This window comes from Haemophilus sp. HMSC068C11, assembly GCF_001815355.1.
Taxonomy (GTDB): Bacteria; Pseudomonadota; Gammaproteobacteria; order Enterobacterales; family Pasteurellaceae; genus Haemophilus_D.
On the sequence record NZ_KV820368.1, the window covers coordinates 78,627 to 96,707 of the forward strand.

21 protein-coding genes are annotated in these 18,081 nt (G+C 39.3%); 9 read left to right on the top strand and 12 right to left on the bottom strand.

Going from position 1 to position 18,081, the window contains the following annotated elements; translation table 11 throughout:
* The first annotated feature begins 43 nt into the window (after positions 1-43).
* Positions 44-901, top strand: a complete 858-nt coding sequence (gene folD / locus HMPREF3020_RS06445; RefSeq protein ID WP_070775979.1) for a bifunctional methylenetetrahydrofolate dehydrogenase/methenyltetrahydrofolate cyclohydrolase FolD — start codon at positions 44-46, stop codon at positions 899-901.
* A 41-nt stretch (positions 902-942) separates the two neighbouring features.
* Here folD and HMPREF3020_RS06450 read toward each other — a convergent pair whose 3' ends face one another.
* The 6 genes from HMPREF3020_RS06450 to HMPREF3020_RS09570 form a co-directional block, all read right to left on the bottom strand.
* Positions 943-2,277, bottom strand: a complete 1,335-nt coding sequence (locus HMPREF3020_RS06450) for an NAD(P)/FAD-dependent oxidoreductase (RefSeq protein WP_070775980.1) — start codon at positions 2,275-2,277, stop codon at positions 943-945.
* Between the two features lie 100 nt (positions 2,278-2,377).
* Positions 2,378-3,001 carry a glucose-6-phosphate 1-dehydrogenase family protein gene (locus tag HMPREF3020_RS06455; protein ID WP_070775981.1) on the bottom strand — a complete coding sequence of 208 codons (624 nt, stop codon included), beginning with the start codon at positions 2,999-3,001 and terminating at the stop codon, positions 2,378-2,380.
* A gap of 9 nt (positions 3,002-3,010) precedes the next feature.
* Positions 3,011-3,838 carry a bis(5'-nucleosyl)-tetraphosphatase (symmetrical) ApaH gene (gene apaH, locus HMPREF3020_RS06460; protein WP_070775982.1) on the bottom strand — a complete coding sequence of 276 codons (828 nt, stop codon included), beginning with the start codon at positions 3,836-3,838 and terminating at the stop codon, positions 3,011-3,013.
* Between the two features lie 15 nt (positions 3,839-3,853).
* Positions 3,854-4,717 carry a 16S rRNA (adenine(1518)-N(6)/adenine(1519)-N(6))-dimethyltransferase RsmA gene (rsmA, locus tag HMPREF3020_RS06465; protein WP_070775983.1) on the bottom strand — a complete coding sequence of 288 codons (864 nt, stop codon included), beginning with the start codon at positions 4,715-4,717 and terminating at the stop codon, positions 3,854-3,856.
* A 41-nt stretch (positions 4,718-4,758) separates the two neighbouring features.
* Positions 4,759-5,790: a glycosyltransferase family 9 protein gene (locus tag HMPREF3020_RS06470; RefSeq protein WP_070775988.1), complete on the bottom strand. Its 1,032-nt coding sequence runs from the start codon at positions 5,788-5,790 to the stop codon at positions 4,759-4,761.
* Positions 5,791-5,872: 82 nt separating this feature from the next.
* Entirely contained in the window at positions 5,873-6,037 is a 165-nt protein-coding gene (locus tag HMPREF3020_RS09570) for a glycosyltransferase family 25 protein (RefSeq protein ID WP_332107980.1), read from the bottom strand.
* 303 nt (positions 6,038-6,340) lie between these two features.
* Between HMPREF3020_RS09570 and infA the strand changes: the two genes are divergently transcribed.
* The 5 genes from infA (at position 6,341) to rplI (ending at position 8,146) form a co-directional block, all read left to right on the top strand.
* Complete coding sequence (gene infA, locus HMPREF3020_RS06475) at positions 6,341-6,559, top strand: translation initiation factor IF-1 (protein ID WP_005627617.1); 219 nt, start codon at positions 6,341-6,343, stop codon at positions 6,557-6,559.
* Positions 6,560-6,749: 190 nt separating this feature from the next.
* On the top strand, positions 6,750-7,127 hold the full coding sequence (gene rpsF / locus HMPREF3020_RS06480; RefSeq protein WP_005627620.1) for a 30S ribosomal protein S6: 378 nt from the start codon (positions 6,750-6,752) through the stop codon (positions 7,125-7,127).
* Positions 7,114-7,440 (top strand): primosomal replication protein N, encoded by a 327-nt coding sequence (gene priB / locus HMPREF3020_RS06485; RefSeq protein ID WP_005627623.1) that lies wholly within the window; start codon positions 7,114-7,116, stop codon positions 7,438-7,440. The genes rpsF and priB overlap by 14 nt, the downstream gene beginning before the upstream one ends.
* Positions 7,441-7,451: 11 nt before the next feature.
* Positions 7,452-7,682 carry a 30S ribosomal protein S18 gene (rpsR, locus tag HMPREF3020_RS06490; protein WP_005696867.1) on the top strand — a complete coding sequence of 77 codons (231 nt, stop codon included), beginning with the start codon at positions 7,452-7,454 and terminating at the stop codon, positions 7,680-7,682.
* A 14-nt stretch (positions 7,683-7,696) separates the two neighbouring features.
* Positions 7,697-8,146, top strand: coding sequence for a 50S ribosomal protein L9 (gene rplI / locus HMPREF3020_RS06495; RefSeq protein ID WP_049368816.1), 450 nt, complete (start codon positions 7,697-7,699; stop codon positions 8,144-8,146).
* Between the two features lie 148 nt (positions 8,147-8,294).
* On the opposite strand, the gene frdD is transcribed toward rplI, so the two are convergent.
* From frdD to frdA, 4 genes are read right to left on the bottom strand one after another with little or no spacing between them, the layout of a single operon-like run.
* Positions 8,295-8,639 (bottom strand): fumarate reductase subunit FrdD, encoded by a 345-nt coding sequence (gene frdD / locus HMPREF3020_RS06500; RefSeq protein WP_049363327.1) that lies wholly within the window; start codon positions 8,637-8,639, stop codon positions 8,295-8,297.
* Positions 8,640-8,650: 11 nt separating this feature from the next.
* Positions 8,651-9,061 carry a fumarate reductase subunit FrdC gene (frdC, locus tag HMPREF3020_RS06505; RefSeq protein WP_005696862.1) on the bottom strand — a complete coding sequence of 137 codons (411 nt, stop codon included), beginning with the start codon at positions 9,059-9,061 and terminating at the stop codon, positions 8,651-8,653.
* Positions 9,062-9,071: 10 nt separating this feature from the next.
* Positions 9,072-9,842 (bottom strand): succinate dehydrogenase/fumarate reductase iron-sulfur subunit, encoded by a 771-nt coding sequence (locus HMPREF3020_RS06510; RefSeq protein ID WP_005696861.1) that lies wholly within the window; start codon positions 9,840-9,842, stop codon positions 9,072-9,074.
* On the bottom strand, positions 9,835-11,634 hold the full coding sequence (gene frdA, locus HMPREF3020_RS06515; RefSeq protein WP_070583559.1) for a fumarate reductase (quinol) flavoprotein subunit: 1,800 nt from the start codon (positions 11,632-11,634) through the stop codon (positions 9,835-9,837). The genes HMPREF3020_RS06510 and frdA overlap by 8 nt, the downstream gene beginning before the upstream one ends.
* 278 nt (positions 11,635-11,912) lie before the next feature.
* Here frdA and epmA point away from each other — a divergent pair, with 278 nt between their 5' ends.
* Positions 11,913-12,896, top strand: a complete 984-nt coding sequence (gene epmA / locus HMPREF3020_RS06520) for an elongation factor P--(R)-beta-lysine ligase (RefSeq protein ID WP_070775984.1) — start codon at positions 11,913-11,915, stop codon at positions 12,894-12,896.
* 312 nt (positions 12,897-13,208) lie between these two features.
* Complete coding sequence (locus tag HMPREF3020_RS06525; protein WP_049368819.1) at positions 13,209-14,252, top strand: porin; 1,044 nt, start codon at positions 13,209-13,211, stop codon at positions 14,250-14,252.
* Positions 14,253-14,693: 441 nt separating this feature from the next.
* Here HMPREF3020_RS06525 and hemH read toward each other — a convergent pair whose 3' ends face one another.
* A complete protein-coding gene (gene hemH, locus HMPREF3020_RS06530) occupies positions 14,694-15,665 on the bottom strand; it encodes a ferrochelatase (protein ID WP_070775985.1) in 972 nt (323 codons plus the stop codon).
* Positions 15,662-16,081, bottom strand: a complete 420-nt coding sequence (locus HMPREF3020_RS06535) for a hotdog fold thioesterase (protein WP_070775986.1) — start codon at positions 16,079-16,081, stop codon at positions 15,662-15,664. The genes hemH and HMPREF3020_RS06535 overlap by 4 nt, the downstream gene beginning before the upstream one ends.
* A gap of 396 nt (positions 16,082-16,477) precedes the next feature.
* On the opposite strand from HMPREF3020_RS06535, the gene HMPREF3020_RS09555 reads away from it, so the two are divergent.
* Positions 16,478-18,081, top strand: a 1,604-nt coding sequence (locus HMPREF3020_RS09555) for an ESPR-type extended signal peptide-containing protein (protein WP_306806827.1), incomplete at its 3' end; no start/stop codon positions are given.

Sequence of the window (18,081 nt, forward strand, 5' to 3'; positions counted from 1 at the left end):
AAATAGCAAACGTTTACTTAATGCCATCTTGAGGAAAAAACGCATGACTGCTCAAATTATTTCAGGTACTGAACTATCAAAAAAAATCAAATCGGATGTTGCCAATAAAATTGAACATTATCGTGCTCAAGGTAAACGTGCGCCAGGACTTGCGGTAATTTTGGTGGGGGCAGATCCCGCTTCTCAAGTTTATGTAGGCAGTAAACGAAAAAGCTGTGAGGAAATCGGGATGGTTTCAAAATCCTATGATTTACCTGAAACAACGTCGGAGGCAGAATTACTACAACTGATAGATCAATTGAATGCCGATGAAACCATTGATGGTATTCTCGTGCAACTTCCATTGCCTAAACAAATTAATAGCACATCAGTGATTGAGCGTATTAGCCCTGAAAAAGATGTGGATGGTTTCCATCCTTATAATGTGGGACGCTTATGTCAGCGTATTCCAACTTTACGCGCTTGCACCCCTTATGGTGTGATGAAATTATTAGAAACTACAGGTATTGATTTACACGGTAAGCATGCCGTGATCGTTGGTGCATCAAATATTGTAGGGCGTCCAATGTCGCTTGAATTATTATTGGCAGGCGCTACTGTCACGGTAACGCACCGTTTTACCAAAGATTTAGAACATCATATTCGTCAGGCGGATGTTTTAGTGGTAGCTGTGGGTAAACCTCGTTTTATTCCGGGCGATTGGATTAAAGAAGGGGCAACAGTCATTGATGTGGGGATTAACCGTATCAATGGCAAATTAGTGGGCGATGTGGAATATGATGTGGCGATACAAAAAGCGGCTTATATTACGCCAGTACCGGGTGGAGTAGGACCAATGACAGTTGCCATGCTGATGTTTAATACACTTTATGCCTATGAGCGTAACAATCAACTCGTTTAAGAAATAAAAAAGTGCGGCTAAATTTGACCGCACTTTTTGTCTTAATGTAATTTCAATCTTGGTTTTAAATAGTGGTTAAGTTTATCTACTAAAATAATCAAGCCAATCTTAATACATCCATGCAAAGCATGTTGATGCATACGATATAAAGACACGTACGCAAACTGTGCAAATTTACCTTGAACAGTCAGTGGGTTTTTCCCAAATTTATTTGAAATGCTACCCAATGCGGTAAAGCTTGAAAGAGAAACCAAGGTTCCCTTATCGTTGTACTTGAAGGCTTTTAATGGTTTTTGCTCAAAAAGTGCAAAGATATTTTTTGCACAAGCTTTTGCCATTTGGTGTGCCGCTTGCGCTCTTGGCGGAACTAATTTACCGTTTGGTTGCATTAATGCCGCACAGTCACCAATGGCAAAAATACTGTCATCCACCGTAGTTTGAAGGGTATCTTTTACCACCAATTGATTGATGCGGTTAAGCTCTAATCCATCGAATTGCTGTGTCACCGTTGAGGTACGAACACCCGCCGCCCACACAATCAGATCAGCTTTGATTTCTTCGCCATCTTTGGTAATAAGCGTGTTTGGTTGGGCTTCCGTGATCATCGTATTTAATTTCACGTTAGCACCCATTTCTTGCAATTCCTCTAATACCGCTACAGATAAATTTTCAGGTAGTGCCGGTAATAAGCGAGGACCTGCTTCAACTAAGGTGACTTGCAAGCAAGAATTATCAATTTTACCGTAACCGTAAGAAGACAAGTCTTCAGTCGCATGATAAAGCTCAGCAGTTAATTCCACACCAGTTGCACCGCCGCCAACAATCGCAATATTGACTTTACTTTCATCCACTAATTTCTGTTTAAATTCTTCTTCACCAATATCATCTAATGCGCGGTTTTCAGAGAATTTAAGGAATAGTTCCAACATTCTTTGTTGGAAGCGAAGTGCTTGATCTGAGCTATCCAAGAAAATACAGTTATCGGCAACGCCTTTTGTATTGAAATCATTCGATTTACTGCCGATCGCAATCACTAAGTAATCATAAGGAATACGGCGCGCAACCACGAGCATATCGCCTTCTTGCCCATAAACTGGGGCAAGTTCAACATATTTTTGCTCACGATTAATACGCGTGATTGAGCCTTGCTCAAAGCTGAAATGGTGGTTTTTCCCGTGTGCACGATAGCTCAGAGAATCTGTACCATCATCCATCACACCTGTAGCAATTTCATGTAATAAGGGTTTCCATAAGTGGGTCGCATTGCGATCCACAAGCGTCACTTTAGCCTGTTTTTTACGACCTAATTTGTCACCTAAAAATGTCGCTAACTCTATGCCGCCGGCGCCACCGCCAACGATAACGACGTTTTTCATAAAGTACTCCTAAAAGCAAAATTGTTAAAAATGTTAAACTAATGTAATGATAGCATAACAAATAAACAAGACGAAAAAATTTAATGGAAATGACCGCACTTTATTGATGGCAGCGATCGTAAAGCGGTTGTAACTGTTGAATGGTTTTTGTGATAAATGAAACGGGATCAATTTGATGAAGTTCAGCTTTTTCAATGCTTTTACCAATGCACCAAAAATCTTCCTCTGATCGTAAAAAGAGATCTTTTTCAGCAATTTGTTTCACTTGGCGAAAGTCACCATATTCGCTTTCATCTTCTCGCCAAATATCAAAATCGGCAAATTGTTTGAAGTCAAATTGGTCAAGCCACTGATTATATTGTTGCACATTAATTTGTGAGCGATTTGCACGATAGCAATGCCAATCTAAACATACTCTTAGTCGGCGACGATTTAATAGCACAGAAAAAATAGCTGCAGAATTTTGGTTAAACTCGTATTTAAAATAAGCGAAGAAATGCGCGCGAACCTGCCAGCCATTAGTCCAACTTTCAATATGCGGTTTCGCAAAAGGCATGCCAAGTTGCTTTGCCACTTCTTGAATAATCGCTTTCCAGTTATCCCAATGTAATTTGTAATCAGCTTTAATTGCCGGAATATCTTCCGGGCAGAATTTTTTCATTTGGGCGAATTGGTAGAAAGGAATATTGAACAGTTCGCAAGATTCAGCCGTAAGCGAGAGCATAGTGTTTCCTTAAAAATCACTGTAATTTTTGACCGCACTTTGTGTGAAGAACTGTTTGTCTTCCCAACGCAATAGGGTCATTCGATTATTCCACACACATCCTGTATCCAAGGCATAAATACCTTTTGGAGTTGGCTCATCCACTAAACTTGCCCAATGCCCAAATACAATGGGAATTTGTTTATAAAGTGGATTATCTAAATTAAACCAAGGCGTGAGCTCAGTTGGCGCATCTTTTAAAGGGGATTTACAGGCAAAATCAAAGCGATGATCCAAATAGCAAAAACGCATTCGAGTGAAAGCATTAATAATGTAACGATGACGCGCTAAGCCCTGTAAATCTGGCGACCAGCGATCTGGCTGTTCAGAATACATATTTTCAATAAGATAATGAAAGTCACCGTGTTGTAAAATCTGTTCAACTTCAGCCGCACAAGATTTCGCAGTTTTCAAATCCCAATCAGGCGAAATGCCTGCGTGTGCCATCAGGAAGTTTAATGCTTCATTATGCACAAGTAATGGCTGATGGCGTAACCAATGAATCAGCTCATCAAAATCGGGCGCATTAAAAATGGCATCGACACGATCACGCGGTTTTACCTTTTTAATACCCAGTGCGGTCGCAATTAAGTGTAAATCATGATTGCCTAGCACGGTTTGTGCCGAATCGCCAAGTGATTTTACAAAACGAAGACATTCAAGTGATTTATCCCCACGCGCGACAAGATCCCCCACAAGATAAAGTTTATCTTGCGTAGGACTGAAGCTCACACGTTCTAATAAAAGCTGTAATTCATCATAACAGCCTTGTAAATCACCGACGAAATAGGTTGCCATTTTTGACCGCTCTTTTTACTCTTCTGAATCTAAGATTTCATCTTTATTGACATCAGCAGGAGGATTATCCGCTAACCAGTTTGCTAAACGTGCATAATCTGCGATAGCCAAATTTTCTGCACGTGCATTTAAATCAATACCAAGTGCGGTCAGATTTTCAGATGAAAATAACGTTGAGAGCGCATTGCGCAGCGTTTTACGGCGTTGATTAAACGCTTGGGAGCAAACACGGTTCAACCAATATAAATCTTTCACTGGATGTGGCAATTCTTTATGTGGAATTAAACGCACAACGGCTGAATCCACTTTTGGTGCAGGTTTGAAGGCCGAAGGTGGCACTTCAAGTACAGGCATCACTTGGCAGAAATATTGCGCCATAATGGTTAAACGACCATAAGCTTTGCTATTGGGCCCTGCGCATAAGCGTTTCACCACTTCTTTTTGCAGCATGAAGTGCATATCTTGAATCACATTATGATACTTAAATAAGTGGAACATCAATGGAGTAGAAATGTTATAAGGTAAGTTACCAAATACACGTAATTTTTGCCCTTTTTCTGCTAAATTCTCTTTTGTATAAAGCTCACCAAAATCAAATTGCATCGCATCCGTTTCAATGACGGTGAGTTTTTGATGTAAAAATGGATGATGACGTAAACGTTCTGCGAGGTCTCGGTCAAGCTCGACCACCGTAAGATGATCGACAAGCTCTCCAACAGGCTCCGTTAATGCACCAAGCCCTGGGCCAATTTCTACTAAGAATTGATTCGATTGTGGATGAATTGCCGCCACGATACCTTGAATCACAGAAGTATCATGTAAAAAGTTTTGTCCAAAGCGTTTACGGGCGGTATGACCTAAGTGTTTTTTTGAATTCATAAAAATAATCTAATAAATGATACAGTTTGTGGTTGGTATCTTTAAATATCTAGCCACTCTGGTTTTATTTCTCTCGGAGAGAGAGCATTAACATTATCACGGTAATGAATAATATGGCATACATTTTTAGAATTGGGATGCCAATGCGTAAAATTTTCTTTGTCTTGCGAGTAAAAACAAATTATAGGTTTATTTAAACCCGAAGCAATATGAATAGTTGATGTATCAACCGAAATAAGTAGAGTACAGTTTCTAATCAACTCAATTGTATGATAGATCGTTGTGCGAGAATTTGGATAAACAAACACATCGTCAAATTGATTAGCGATTCTACTTAAATGCTCATGAGTATCTGGTGTTGAGAGTAAGACCAATGGGCATTTACGATGATTTCTAATATATGCTAAGTAATCTATAATATGGGCATCGTTAAATTTTCTATTTTTCCCCGCGCCATAGAAGTTAATTGTAATGTAATTATTTAACTTGTTATCAGTAATAAACTGAAGAATTTCTTCTTTAGTTGAGCCATCTTGCGGAATATCATAGCTTTCATCACTTAGACTGATATTTGACTGGGCTAAAGCCTCTTTATAAATCTCTGAAAAATGACCGTCTTTAGTAATATTTATATTAAAAATATTATAATCCGCTTTTCTATAGCCTATATAATTACGCGCATTGAGTATTCTCAATAGCAACAAGTCTCGGTTTCTAAGTACAATGGTTGGATCAATGACAACATCGTATCTTTCTTTTCTAATAAGCAGTGCTGTCTTAATGTAGTCGAGAATGCTTCTTTTCTTTACAAGATAAATCTCATCAATATTATGATTTTTTTGGAACAGATAAGCGTTCTGTTTCGTGCAGATGACACCAATCTTTATCAAGGGGTTAAATTTCTTTATCTCCCGAAAAACAAAAGAACTAACGATATAGTCGCCAATTTTCCCATCTTGTCGCAAAAATAAGAAACTCTTAGGATGTTCTAAACTTTTTTGGAAGGGGGATCTTGACGATTTATCAAGTATCAATTTCCCGATTTTTAACCTTAGGGCTTTTAGCTTATTCATATTGTTTCCCATCATATGTCCATAAACTTTAATGACTTAGATGATAAATAGTATTTAGGGGAGAAATTATAATCGAGGTATCCTAATACGGAAGCAGGCAATTTCTTTCCATCTGTTGAATAAAAAAAGTAAAGTCTAACCTTAAACCAGAAAGGCGTTTAGCAATATTTTCTCTTCTTGTTGAATTTTTTAAACTAATTACAAATATTTTAGGTATAGCCATAAATAACCCTTGGGTTGAAGTCATTGTTTTACATACAGATTGAGGAACATCATAGTAAAGTTTGCTTTAGCCTTTTAGATAGGGGGCCACTTTGGGAAAGGTGATACTGCATAAGGCTATATCTTATTGGTCTCGTATGCTAAATTAAATTCTTTACCTAATTGACTTTAGTGGAACATTATAATCGAATTATTGAAAAAATAATGGGGATTTCAACAAAATACCATTTTAATCTTTCGTCTAACATTAAAAACGGCTATAATTCGCCCGTTTTTCATTTATAGCCGCAAAAAGTGCGGTCAAAAAATCATTATTTTAGAGGATAAAATGGCAAAAGAAGATTGCATTGAAATGCAAGGCACAATTTTGGAAACCTTACCAAATACCATGTTCCGCGTTGAGTTAGAAAATGGTCACGTGGTGACTGCACATATTTCTGGCAAAATGCGTAAAAACTATATTCGTATCTTAACGGGCGATAAAGTAACTGTAGAAATGACACCTTATGACTTAAGCAAAGGTCGTATCATTTTCCGTAGCCGTTAATTTAGAAATGAAAAGAAAAGCCGATATGTTGATATCGGCTTTTTTTGTTTGAAAAGCGTACAAATTATTTGAAGTCTGAAAAAAAATCTGTATAATCAGCGCCCTTAGCCACGTTCATTTTTTCGTTCCTTGCCTTTGCAGATTGGTGGCTAATCTACGTCAAAGGCTGATTAACCCGTAAGGAGCAGTAATGCGTCACTACGAAATCGTGTTTATGGTTCATCCGGACCAAAGCGAGCAAGTACCAGGTATGATCGAACGTTACACAGGTTCTGTTAAAGAAGCTGGTGGTCAAGTTCATCGCCTAGAAGATTGGGGTCGTCGTCAATTAGCGTACCCAATTAACAAATTACACAAAGCACACTATGTGCTTATGAATGTAGAAGCGCCTCAACAAGTCATCGACGAGCTAGAAACGACTTTCCGTTATAACGATGCTGTATTACGCAGTCTTGTTATCCATACTAAGCACGCCGTAACCGAAGCGTCCCCAATGAAAGCGGCTAAAGAAGAACGTAAACCTTTAGCTGAAGTTGAAAACAACGATTTTGAGGATGCTGAAGAGTAATTCAAAACTTGATAATCGCTTCTCGTTAATCGGCACAGTGTGTCAATTACCTAAACGAAGCAAAAGCCCTAACGGGATTGCGCATTGCCAGTTTTGGCTGGAACATCGTTCCGAACAAGTCGAAAGTGGTTTATCACGCCAAGCGTGGTTAAAGATGCCAGTTCAAGTCAGTGGCAATCAGTTAATAGAAAAAACTCAAAGCATTACGGTCGGCAGTAAACTTCTTGTGGTGGGGTTTATAACTTCACATAAAACCTCAAATGGTTTAACGCAGTTAGTATTGCATGCCGAGCAAATCGAATTTATAGATTAGGAGACAGCCAAATGGCACGTTATTTCCGTCGTCGTAAGTTCTGCCGTTTCACAGCGGAAAATGTTGTTGAAATCGATTACAAAGATATCGCTACATTAAAGAACTACATTTCTGAAAGCGGCAAAATTGTACCAAGCCGCATTACCGGTACTCGTGCGAAGTACCAACGCCAATTAGCACGCGCAATCAAACGCGCTCGTTATTTAGCGTTATTACCTTACTCTGATTCTCATCACAATTAAGAAGGAGTTAGGAAATGCAAGTAATTCTTTTAGATAAAATCGTTCACCTAGGTAACGTAGGTGATCAAGTTAATGTTAAATCTGGTTTCGCTCGTAACTTCTTAATCCCTCAAGGTAAAGCAGTTATGGCAACTAAAGCTAACATTGAACACTTTGAAACTCGTCGTGCAGAGTTAGAAGCAGCGGCAGCAGCAAGTTTAGCAGCAGCTCAAGCTCGTGCAGCACAAGTGACTGCATTAGGTTCTGTAACTATCGCATCTAAAGCTGGTGAGGAAGGTCGTTTATTCGGCGCAATCACTACTCGTGATGTAGCAGAAGCAGTAACTGCAGCAGGCGTTGAAATCGCGAAAAGCGAAGTTCGTTTACCAAACGGTCCAATCCGTACTCTTGGTGATCACGATGTTCGTTTCCAACTTCACGGCGAAGTATTTGCAACATTAGATGTTATCGTTGTTGCAGAATAATTATCAAAGTTTTTGATAAAAGAAAACCCGACGTTATGTCGGGTTTTTTGTTTTTCTGGATTAAGAAAATATTTTGGTTATTTGTCGAGAATAAAAAAGTGCGGTCATTTTTGACCGCACTTTTATTTATCAATTTAGTATTTTTAAATTACAAACCTAATACGGCAAATAACACCCAAACAGTGTAAATGGTTGCGAGGCCGTAGAAGATAAATCCGCCTGCTGGCACGTGGATTTTAAGATCGTGCATCGCGTGATGGATACGGTGTAAACCACACCACATTGGGAAAATGGTTAAAACTAAGATAACCAATTTTCCGATCCAAGAATAAGCGAATGTAATTAAGTTATGTGGATCAATTAATCCGAATGGTAACAATAAACCAAGAATTAAGATCACAACAGGGAAGAAAATCGCACTGACAGTCCCGCCAGCACCAAACATCAACCATACTGGCGGTTCACCAGAGCGTTTTGGATTTTGATCGACCATTTTTTCTCTCCCTACATATAAACTAAAATTAATGCGATAACACTAATCACAGCTGTTACTGCCCAAAGTGCATTTCTTAACACGTGATGTGGCAAACGTTCATTTTTAACAATGATGTTCATCACTTTTGGTGTCATCACGAAATAAGTTGCAGTGTGATATAAGGTCGCAATTAATGTGATGATATTTAAGAACACCACAATTGGATTTCTTAAGAAGCCAATGAAATCAACAATACCTAAGCCTGGTACAGGATTGCTTGCAAGGCAAAGTACACCGTAAAGCAATACGATACAGAACCACACAGCAAAGATAGAAGTTGCTTCACGTACCATATAAGCTTTGTAGAAATCCAATTTTTGCCACCAAGTAGCCGTCATTGGGCGAACATATTTTTTGCGTTTACTTACTGTTACTGACATATTCTTCCCCTTAGCCTTTTGGTTTTAGCATTGAGATAACATAATCTTTGGCACTTTCCACTTTGCCTTGGTTGATTGCAGAAGCTGGATCCACGTGTTTTGGACAGACTTCAGAACAATAACCCACGAAAGTACAGCTCCAAACACCGTTTTTACCATTTAATAATGGCATACGTTGTGCTTTACCATGGTCACGGTTATCAAGGTTGTAACGGTGTGCCATTGTAATCGCTGCAGGGCCTAAGAATTCAGGATTTAAACCAAATTGCGGACAAGCGGCATAGCATAAACCACAGTTGATACACATTGAGAATTGACGATATTTTTCAAGCTGTGCCGGCGTTTGTTTCGTACGGCTGACTTGCAACTCTTTCGATGGATGTGGTTTACCATCTAATGCTGGTGCTTCGTTACCAATAATATAAGGTTTAATTGCCTCTAAACTTTCGATGAAGTGGCTTAAATCAACCACTAAGTCGCGTTCAATAGGGAAGTTTGCTAATGGTTCAATACGCATATGGCCGCTGTAATCACGTAAGAATGTTTTACAAGCCAATTTTGGTTTGTTATTTACCATCATCCCACAAGAACCGCAGATCGCCATACGGCAAGACCAGCGATAAGAAAGAGACGGTTCAAGTTTATCTTTAATGTAACCTAACGCATCTAAAAGAGAAGTTTGGTTATCATAAGGTACTTGATAAGAGCTTAAATGTGGCTCTTGATCATTTTCTGGGTTGTAGCGTAATACTTCTACAGTCATTACTGGTGAATTAGCCATTTGCTTGCTCCTTAGCTTTCGCAGCCGCTTCTGCCGCTTCTGCTTCAGCACCATAAACACGTTTTGCTGGTTGAGATTTAGTGATTTTCACCGGGCTGTATTCAATACGCGGTGCATCATCGCCATTGTAGTAAGCAAGGGTGTGTTTTAAATAATTCACATCATCACGTTCAGTGTAGTCTAAGCGTTGGTGTGCACCACGAGATTCTTTACGTTCAATTGCAGAGTTGGCAATTGATTGTGCCACATCAAGGATGTAACCTAATTCTACAGTGTAAAGCACATCGGTATTGAATACGCTTGAACGGTCTGCAACACGAATACGTTTATAACGTTCTTTAAGCTCAGCAATTTTATCTACTGCTTTTTGCATGCTTTCTTGGTCACGGTAGATACCACAACCTTCTTCCATGACGGTACCCATTTCATCACGGATTTCAGACCAAGATTCATTACCGTCTTGGTTATAAAGTGCTTCAAGGCGAGCCACAACATCTTGTGCTTGTGCATCAACTGCTGCACGGTTTGCTGGTTGTGCTTCTGCTGCACGTTGTGCGGCATATTCACCTGCAACACGGCCTAAAACCACTAATTCTGCAAGCGAGTTAGAACCTAAACGGTTTGCACCGTGTAAACCAGAAGACGCACATTCACCCACAGCAAATAATCCTTTAATGCGAGTTTCGCTGTTGAAATCCACTTCAATACCACCCATGGTATAGTGAACAACCGGACGAACTGGAATTGGTTCATTAACTGGGTTTACACCTTCATAAGCACTTGCTAATTCACAAATGAATGGAAGACGTTCATGTAAATATTTTTCACCTAAGTGACGTAAGTCAAGGTGAACCACATCAACACCTTTTGCAGTTTTTAAGGTGTTGCCTTTTTTCCATTCTTGCCAGAATGCTTGTGAAACTTTATCACGCGGACCAAGTTCCATATATTTGTTTTCAGGTTTACCGATTGGGGTTTCAGGGCCTAGACCATAATCTTGTAAATAACGGTAGCCGTTTTTATTCACTAAGATACCGCCTTCACCACGACAACCTTCAGTCATTAAGATACCGGTGTTCGGTAAGCCGGTTGGGTGGTATTGGACGAATTCCATATCACGAAGAGGAACACCATGACGATATGCCATTGATAAACCATCACCAGTTACGATACCGCCGTTGGTGTTGAATTTAAATGCACGACAGCCACCACCAGTTGCAATTACAACCGCATTTGCGTTGATTTGAACAAGTGAGCCTTCCATCATATTCATCGCCACCATACCGCGAGCATGGCCATCATCAACTAAGATGTCTAAAACGAAGTGCTCGTCAAAACGTTGAATTTGTGGATATTGAATGGATGTTTGGAAAAGGGTATGTAATAAGTGGAAACCGGTTTTGTCTGCCGCGAACCAAGTACGCTCGATTTTCATTCCACCGAAACGACGAACGTTTACATCGCCATCTGCTTTACGGCTCCAAGGGCAGCCCCAACGTTCAAGTTGAGTCATTTCCACTGGAGAATGTTCAACGAAGTATTCCACCACATCTTGTTCACATAACCAGTCACCACCGGCAACGGTATCGTGGAAGTGCTTATCGTAGGAATCTTCCTCTTTAATTACTGCGGCCGCACCACCTTCTGCTGCAACCGTATGGCTACGCATAGGATAAACCTTAGAAACTAATGCGATCTTTAAGTTAGGGTTTGCTTCTGCTGCTGCAATTGCTGCACGTAAACCGCCGCCACCAGCGCCAACAATAGCAATATCGACATTAACCGTTTGCACGATATCCTCCAATCAATAGAAAGTAAAAAAATAAAACGCCCTAAATTAATAGGGGCATGTTGTAATTCTGCCATTTTTGTTTACAAATTAGTAACTTTTTTTCTGGAATAAACGGACAAAATACTAAAAGTGTGATCTAACTCAAAAAAGTTAGTTTTTTATATATTTATAGATGATAACCGTTTGCGTTTAAGAATGATTTAGTCGGATTATTGAGTTAAAAATCACTCTTGTTTACAATAGTCTAATTCATTTTAAAGGTGAAAACGGAGAAAAAAATGACCGCACTTAGCGATAAAAAAACAGAATGGAAACCTTCCGCCTCAATTAAAAACTTATTGGCGCGTGCCAAAATCATTGCGGATATCCGCCAGTTTTTTACTGAACGTGGATTATTAGAAGTTGAAACCCCTGTTTTAAGTGAGTTTGGCGTAACGGATCTTCACCTTTCTACCTTTAATACCGAATTTGTTGCCCCTTTTGATGAGCTGTCGAAAACGCTCTGGCTTTCTACCAGCCCGGAATATCATATGAAACGTTTACTGGCGGCAGGCAGTGGACCGATCTTCCAAATTGGCAAAGTGTTTCGTAATGAAGAAGCGGGCAATCGCCATAATCCGGAATTTACCATGCTTGAATGGTATCGACCGCACTTTGATATGTATCGTCTGATGAATGAAGTGGATGATTTATTACAACAGATCCTCGATTGTAAACCCGCAGAAACCTTAAGTTATCAATTTGTCTTCCAAGAATATGTAGGATTAGATCCATTATCAGCGACTCGTCAAGAGTTAGTAGAGGCAGCGCGTAAGCACAACTTTATGGCAGATGACGATGAAGATCGTGATACCTTACTACAATTTTTATTCAGTGAAGTGGTAGAACCTAAAATCGGACAAGAAGCACCTGTTGCGGTTTATCATTTCCCTTCTTCCCAAGCCGCACTTGCACAACTTAGCCCAGAAGATAGCCGTGTGGCAGAACGTTTTGAGTTCTATTATAAAGGCTTAGAGTTAGCCAACGGTTTCCATGAGCTCACCGATGCACGAGAACAACAATACCGCTTTGAAAAAGACAATCGCCTACGGGAAAAAGCAGGTTTGCCACAGCGTGAAATTGACTATCGTTTTCTAGGGGCATTACAAGCAGGTATTCCAAATACTTCTGGTGTGGCTTTAGGGGTCGATCGTTTAATTATGATTGCATTAGGCGCGGAAAGTATTAAAGAAGTGATTTCATTTTCGATAGAATGTGCCTAGTTTGCTCAAAAAATATTCATTATGTCTTCGAAAATGAATAAAAAAGAAGAATAAATTGCTCAAAATAGAGCGATCATTGTATAGACAAAATTCTGAAAAGTTCGATGTGAAAGGATGTTTTTGATTAAAAAATGTCCTTTTTTGTGTAAAAAATGTGATCTTGATCCAATTTTAGAAAATTGGAAGAGATCCTCCCATTGACACTATAGGTTTATTTTGTAATATTTGCGACGTCTATTTCGGAGATTGAACTTTTTATGAAAAATTGCTTCAATCAAAAATCATAGGTAACAACCAAAAGGAATAACAATTATGAAAAAGACACTAGCAGCATTAATCGTTTCTGCATTTGCCGCTTCAGCAGCAAACGCAGCAGTAGTTTATGACAACGAAGGTACTAAAGTTGAATTAAACGGTTCTCTTCGTTTAATCTTAGAAAAAGCGGATGCTAAAAAGTATGACGCAGTAGGTAATTCAACTAAAACTGCAAATTCCGCTTTACGTAACGCAGGTTCACGTTTCGGTATCACAGTAAAACACAACTTAGATAACGATTTCTATGCGTTAGGTCGTTTAGAATCCCGTTTTGATGATACAGAATCTCGTGACCAATTCGGTAGTCTTTATGCTAAACGTGCTTATGTAGGTTTAGGTAGCAAAGCAACTGGTGATATCACATTCGGTCGTCAATTAACTATCGCAGATGATTTAACCCAAGCAAATGACTATGAATATGGCTTTATTCCAAAAGGTAAATATATTCCAACTTCAGGCACTGGTGTAGTACGTTACGACTATAAAGGTATCGAAGGTTTACAATTAAGTGCAAACTATAACTTTGGTCAAACAAATAATGAAAAAGGTAAACCGCTTAATCCTGGTATCAAAAATGCTTACGCTGTAGGTGCATTATATACAGCAGGTGATTTAGATGCGCGTTTAGCTTATGGTCACACAAACTTTGAAACTGGTGCATCATACGCTCACCGTTTAGATGGTGTTTTAGCATCATTAGGCTATAAATTTGGTGATTTCACATTAACTGGTGACTTCGCTTATGGTCATGAAAAATTTGATGATGAAAAAACAAACAAATTCTATGTGGCTCCAGGTTTCGCATATCAAGTTCTTCCTGCGTCTAAAGTATATGGTAACTACCTATATGAACGCGTAAAAGGTGAAAACACTAAAGATAAAACTCACGGTTTCTTACTTGGTGCAGATTACAAACTTCATAAACAAGTTGTATTATTTGTAGAAGGCAAATATGTGACTACTAAAGAGTACGTTAACGATACTTACGATGGTAAAACTAAAGACAGAGCTATCGGTGTAGGTATGCGTGTATTCTTCTAATCTTTGATTAGAAAAAATCTGAAAAGGCGAATCGAAAGGTTCGCCTTTTTGTTTATTTTTTAAATCTCCCCAACTCTTTTTAAATCTCCCCAAACCCCTCTTTACGAAAGAGGGGCTTTTTATTATTAGAGGAAAAGATGTTAAAGGTTTGGATAGATAAAATATTTAATTAGAAAATATCTATTAAGTGAGAATCGGAAAGCATTTATTTGTTATAAAGCTCCCCCTCTTTCGTAAAGAGGGGGGGAGGGGGAGATTCAACTATTCCAATTTATCGAAAATTAATCTTCCCAACTCCTCTTTACAAAAGAGGGCTTTTTTATGATGTGTTGCTTTTAGTGGTTTTATTGGAAATATATTTGAGATAGCTAAGAACGGAAGGCGCTTATTTGCCATTAAAATACCCCCTCTTTCGTAAAGAGGGGGCAGGGGGAGATTTAACTATTTCAACTTATCCAAAACTAATTTCCCCATCATTTCAATATGGGCGTTTTCAGCATTCAATGCAGGGATGTAGTGATAAGATATACCACCGTGATTTAAGAACGTTTCTTTATTTTCAACCTCAATTTCTTCTAAGGTTTCTAAGCAATCCACCGAAAAACCTGGGCAAATTACCGCGATTTTTTGAATCCCTTGAGAAGCCGCTTCTTCTAAAAAGTGATCCGTATAAGGTTGCAACCATTCTTCACGACCAAAGCGAGATTGGAAGGTCATATTCCATTGGTTTTCTGTGAGACCTAATTTATCCACAATGGCAATCGTGGTTTGTTTACAATGCTGACGATAATAATCGCCCATATTCTCATAACGTAATGGAATGCCATGATAAGAAAAAAGCAAAAACTCATCGGGTTTTAACCGCACTTTGATGGAATCCACCAACGCATTAATGTAGTTTTCATCAAGATGATAAGAATGAATAAACTCAAAAGGCACAATATTGCGCTCTTGCGCAATGGCACGATTGAATGCATCGATTAATGCGCCTGTTGTGGTGCTAGAATATTGTGGATAAAGCGGCAATACAATCATGCGTTCTACATCATTTTTAAGTAAATTTTTGACCGCACTTTGCATTGAAGGATTGCCGTAAGTCATGGCAATTTCGACTTGTGCATTGATGCCTTGTTCAGTCAAATAAGCTTGTAAATCCGCTTGTTGTTGCTTTGTAATAGCGAGCAGGGGAGAGCCTTGTTCTGTCCAAATAGATTGGTAATTTCGTGCAATGCGTTTAGAACGCATCGGTAAAATAATGGCTTTTAAAAGGGGATACCATTTCCAACGAGGCAAATCTACCACGCGGGGATCCATTAAAAAATCTGCTAAATAACGAGAGATCGCTGCTGGTTGAGGGGCATCAGGCGTACCAAGGTTCGCTAAAATGATGCCAATTTTTTGAGTTGTAGTCATAAATGTTTGATAGAAAGCGTTAATCGAGAAACGCAACAAAGTTTATCTTGTTCATCGCGAATGTCAATTTGCCAAACATGGGTATTTTGACTTAAAGCAATTGGGGTTGCCTTTGCGGTAACAAAACCTTTTTTGACAGGGCGAAGATGATTGGCATTAATATCTAATCCCAAGGCAACTTGGCCTTCTTCTATACAGAGAAATCCAGCTAATGAACCAATGGTTTCAGCCAACGCCACAGACACGCCACCATGTAATAAACCGAAAGGCTGTGTGGTGCGATGATCAACGGGCATTTTTGCCTCAATCCAGTTTTCACCATAAGCCGAAATTTCAATGCCTAAATGCCTAATAGCGCAATTTTTACCCATTTCATTAAGCTGCTCAAGCGTGAACGCTTTTTTCCAAATTGCCATATACTTTTCCTTATCTTATTTGATGGCGTTAGTTTGATCTAATTCGATACTTTCGTAAAGAAAAAAGAAAGGCAGTATAATGATTTTAGTACGCAATTTTGCTTATTTTTTACACAAAAATTTACACTCCTTTAAGTTTTTTGCAAAAATTTTCAAAAATCTTTACATATATTTACATAAGTCAAAGTTTACTTTAATTAATTGTAATTTTTAGTAAATTTTTTTTTAGATGCTTCCTTTTTATACAAAGTTCGCTTAGAATAAGCTGTTCTGACCAGAAAGGTAAGGGGAACTGTTGTCAAAATTTGTGGTCGTCGCCTTTCTGACGTTGAATTTTTCGGCGCTGTTGCATCAGTGACAGCTTCTTAACCATCCTAATAAAAGGAATAATTTTATATGAACAAAGTGTTTAAAGTTATTTGGAATCATGCTACACAAACGTGGACTGCAGTTTCTGAACTTGGGCATGCTAAAGGTAAAACCAAATCTAAAAAAATCGTTAAATTGACCGCACTTGCAGGTGCTGTGATGGGCGTGGTAGGTACAGCTCAAGCAGTGATAAATACTGATGCAAGTACAATCACGATTAGTTCTGCTAATCCAAACAATATAGTTGGTACAAACCAAGGTAAAAACAATATTAATATTGGTACTGGTGCTAATACATACAGAACGGAACCGAATAATGTTGTATCTCATGATGCTATTGCTATTGGTACTAATGCGACAGGTAAGGGCGATGCTTCAGTGGCTATTGGTTTAGATTCTAAGGCCGTAGACCAAAGTGCAGTTGCGATTGGTCAAGATACTAAGGCTATGAGTATTAATGCTGTTGCAATTGGTCAAAATGTTACAGCTACTGCAAATCACGCTCTTGCGATGTCGACGGATGCAAATGCATCAGGCGTTCAATCTATTGCTATCGGCTCATACTCTAACGCTACGGCAGACTCTGTTGTAGCTATCGGTCAAAACTCAAATGCTGGTGGTGCAGCTGGCGCTAATGGTAAAGGTCCAGGTACTGCAGCAGTAGCTGTGGGTTATTTGGCAAATGCATCAGCAGCAAACACTGTTGCAGCAGGTAAAAGTGCAACTGCAACGGTTGATAATGCGATAGCAGTAGGTGTTAGTACTGCGGCTACTGCACGTAATGCAGCTGCGTTAGGTGGATATGCAACGGCTACTGCTGAGCGTGCGACAGCAGTGGGTGCTGCATCAAAAGCATCAGGTACTGCTTCATTTGCTGGGGGTACGTCTGCTAATGCTTCTGGTATTAACTCTGTTGCTATCGGTGGATCAATGACTCCAGCAGAGGCTGCACAAGCAACAGGTGCTAATACAACTGCGATTGGTACAGGTGCAAAAGCATCTGATAATAATGCAGTTGCTTTAGGTTCTGGCTCTGTAACTAAAACGGCTATGCCTAATGCGTCACAAGAGTTCTTCAAGAAAAGATATACCTTCGCAGGTGGAAATCCGGATAGCGTAGTGAGCTTCGGTTCTTTAGATCACGAGCGTCAATTAGTGAATGTGGCAGCAGGCCGTATTAATAGCAGTTCAACTGATGCAATCAATGGTTCACAATTATATGCAGTGACTGAAATGCTCGCTGATCACCAATGGATAGTAAGTGGTAATACAACAACTAGAACTGCTCACCAAGAATATGGTGTAAAACGCAATGATATCGTTGATTTCGAAGATGGTAAGGGTACCACTGCTCTTATTAGACATACGCCAGCAGATATTAGTTCAGGTGAAGCAGGAAAAACATATGTTACATACAATGTTAACTTAGTAGATGGCAAAAATACAAAAGTTAAATTTAACTCAACTACTAACACCTACCAAATTGATGTTGACATTGTAAATAGTTCTACTGGTGCAACTGGTGCTAAAGGCGAAAAAGGCGATACTGGTCCTGCTGGCCCTAAAGGTGATACCGGCGCTACTGGTGCAACCGGCGAAAAAGGCGACAAAGGCGACAGCGCTTTAGGCTT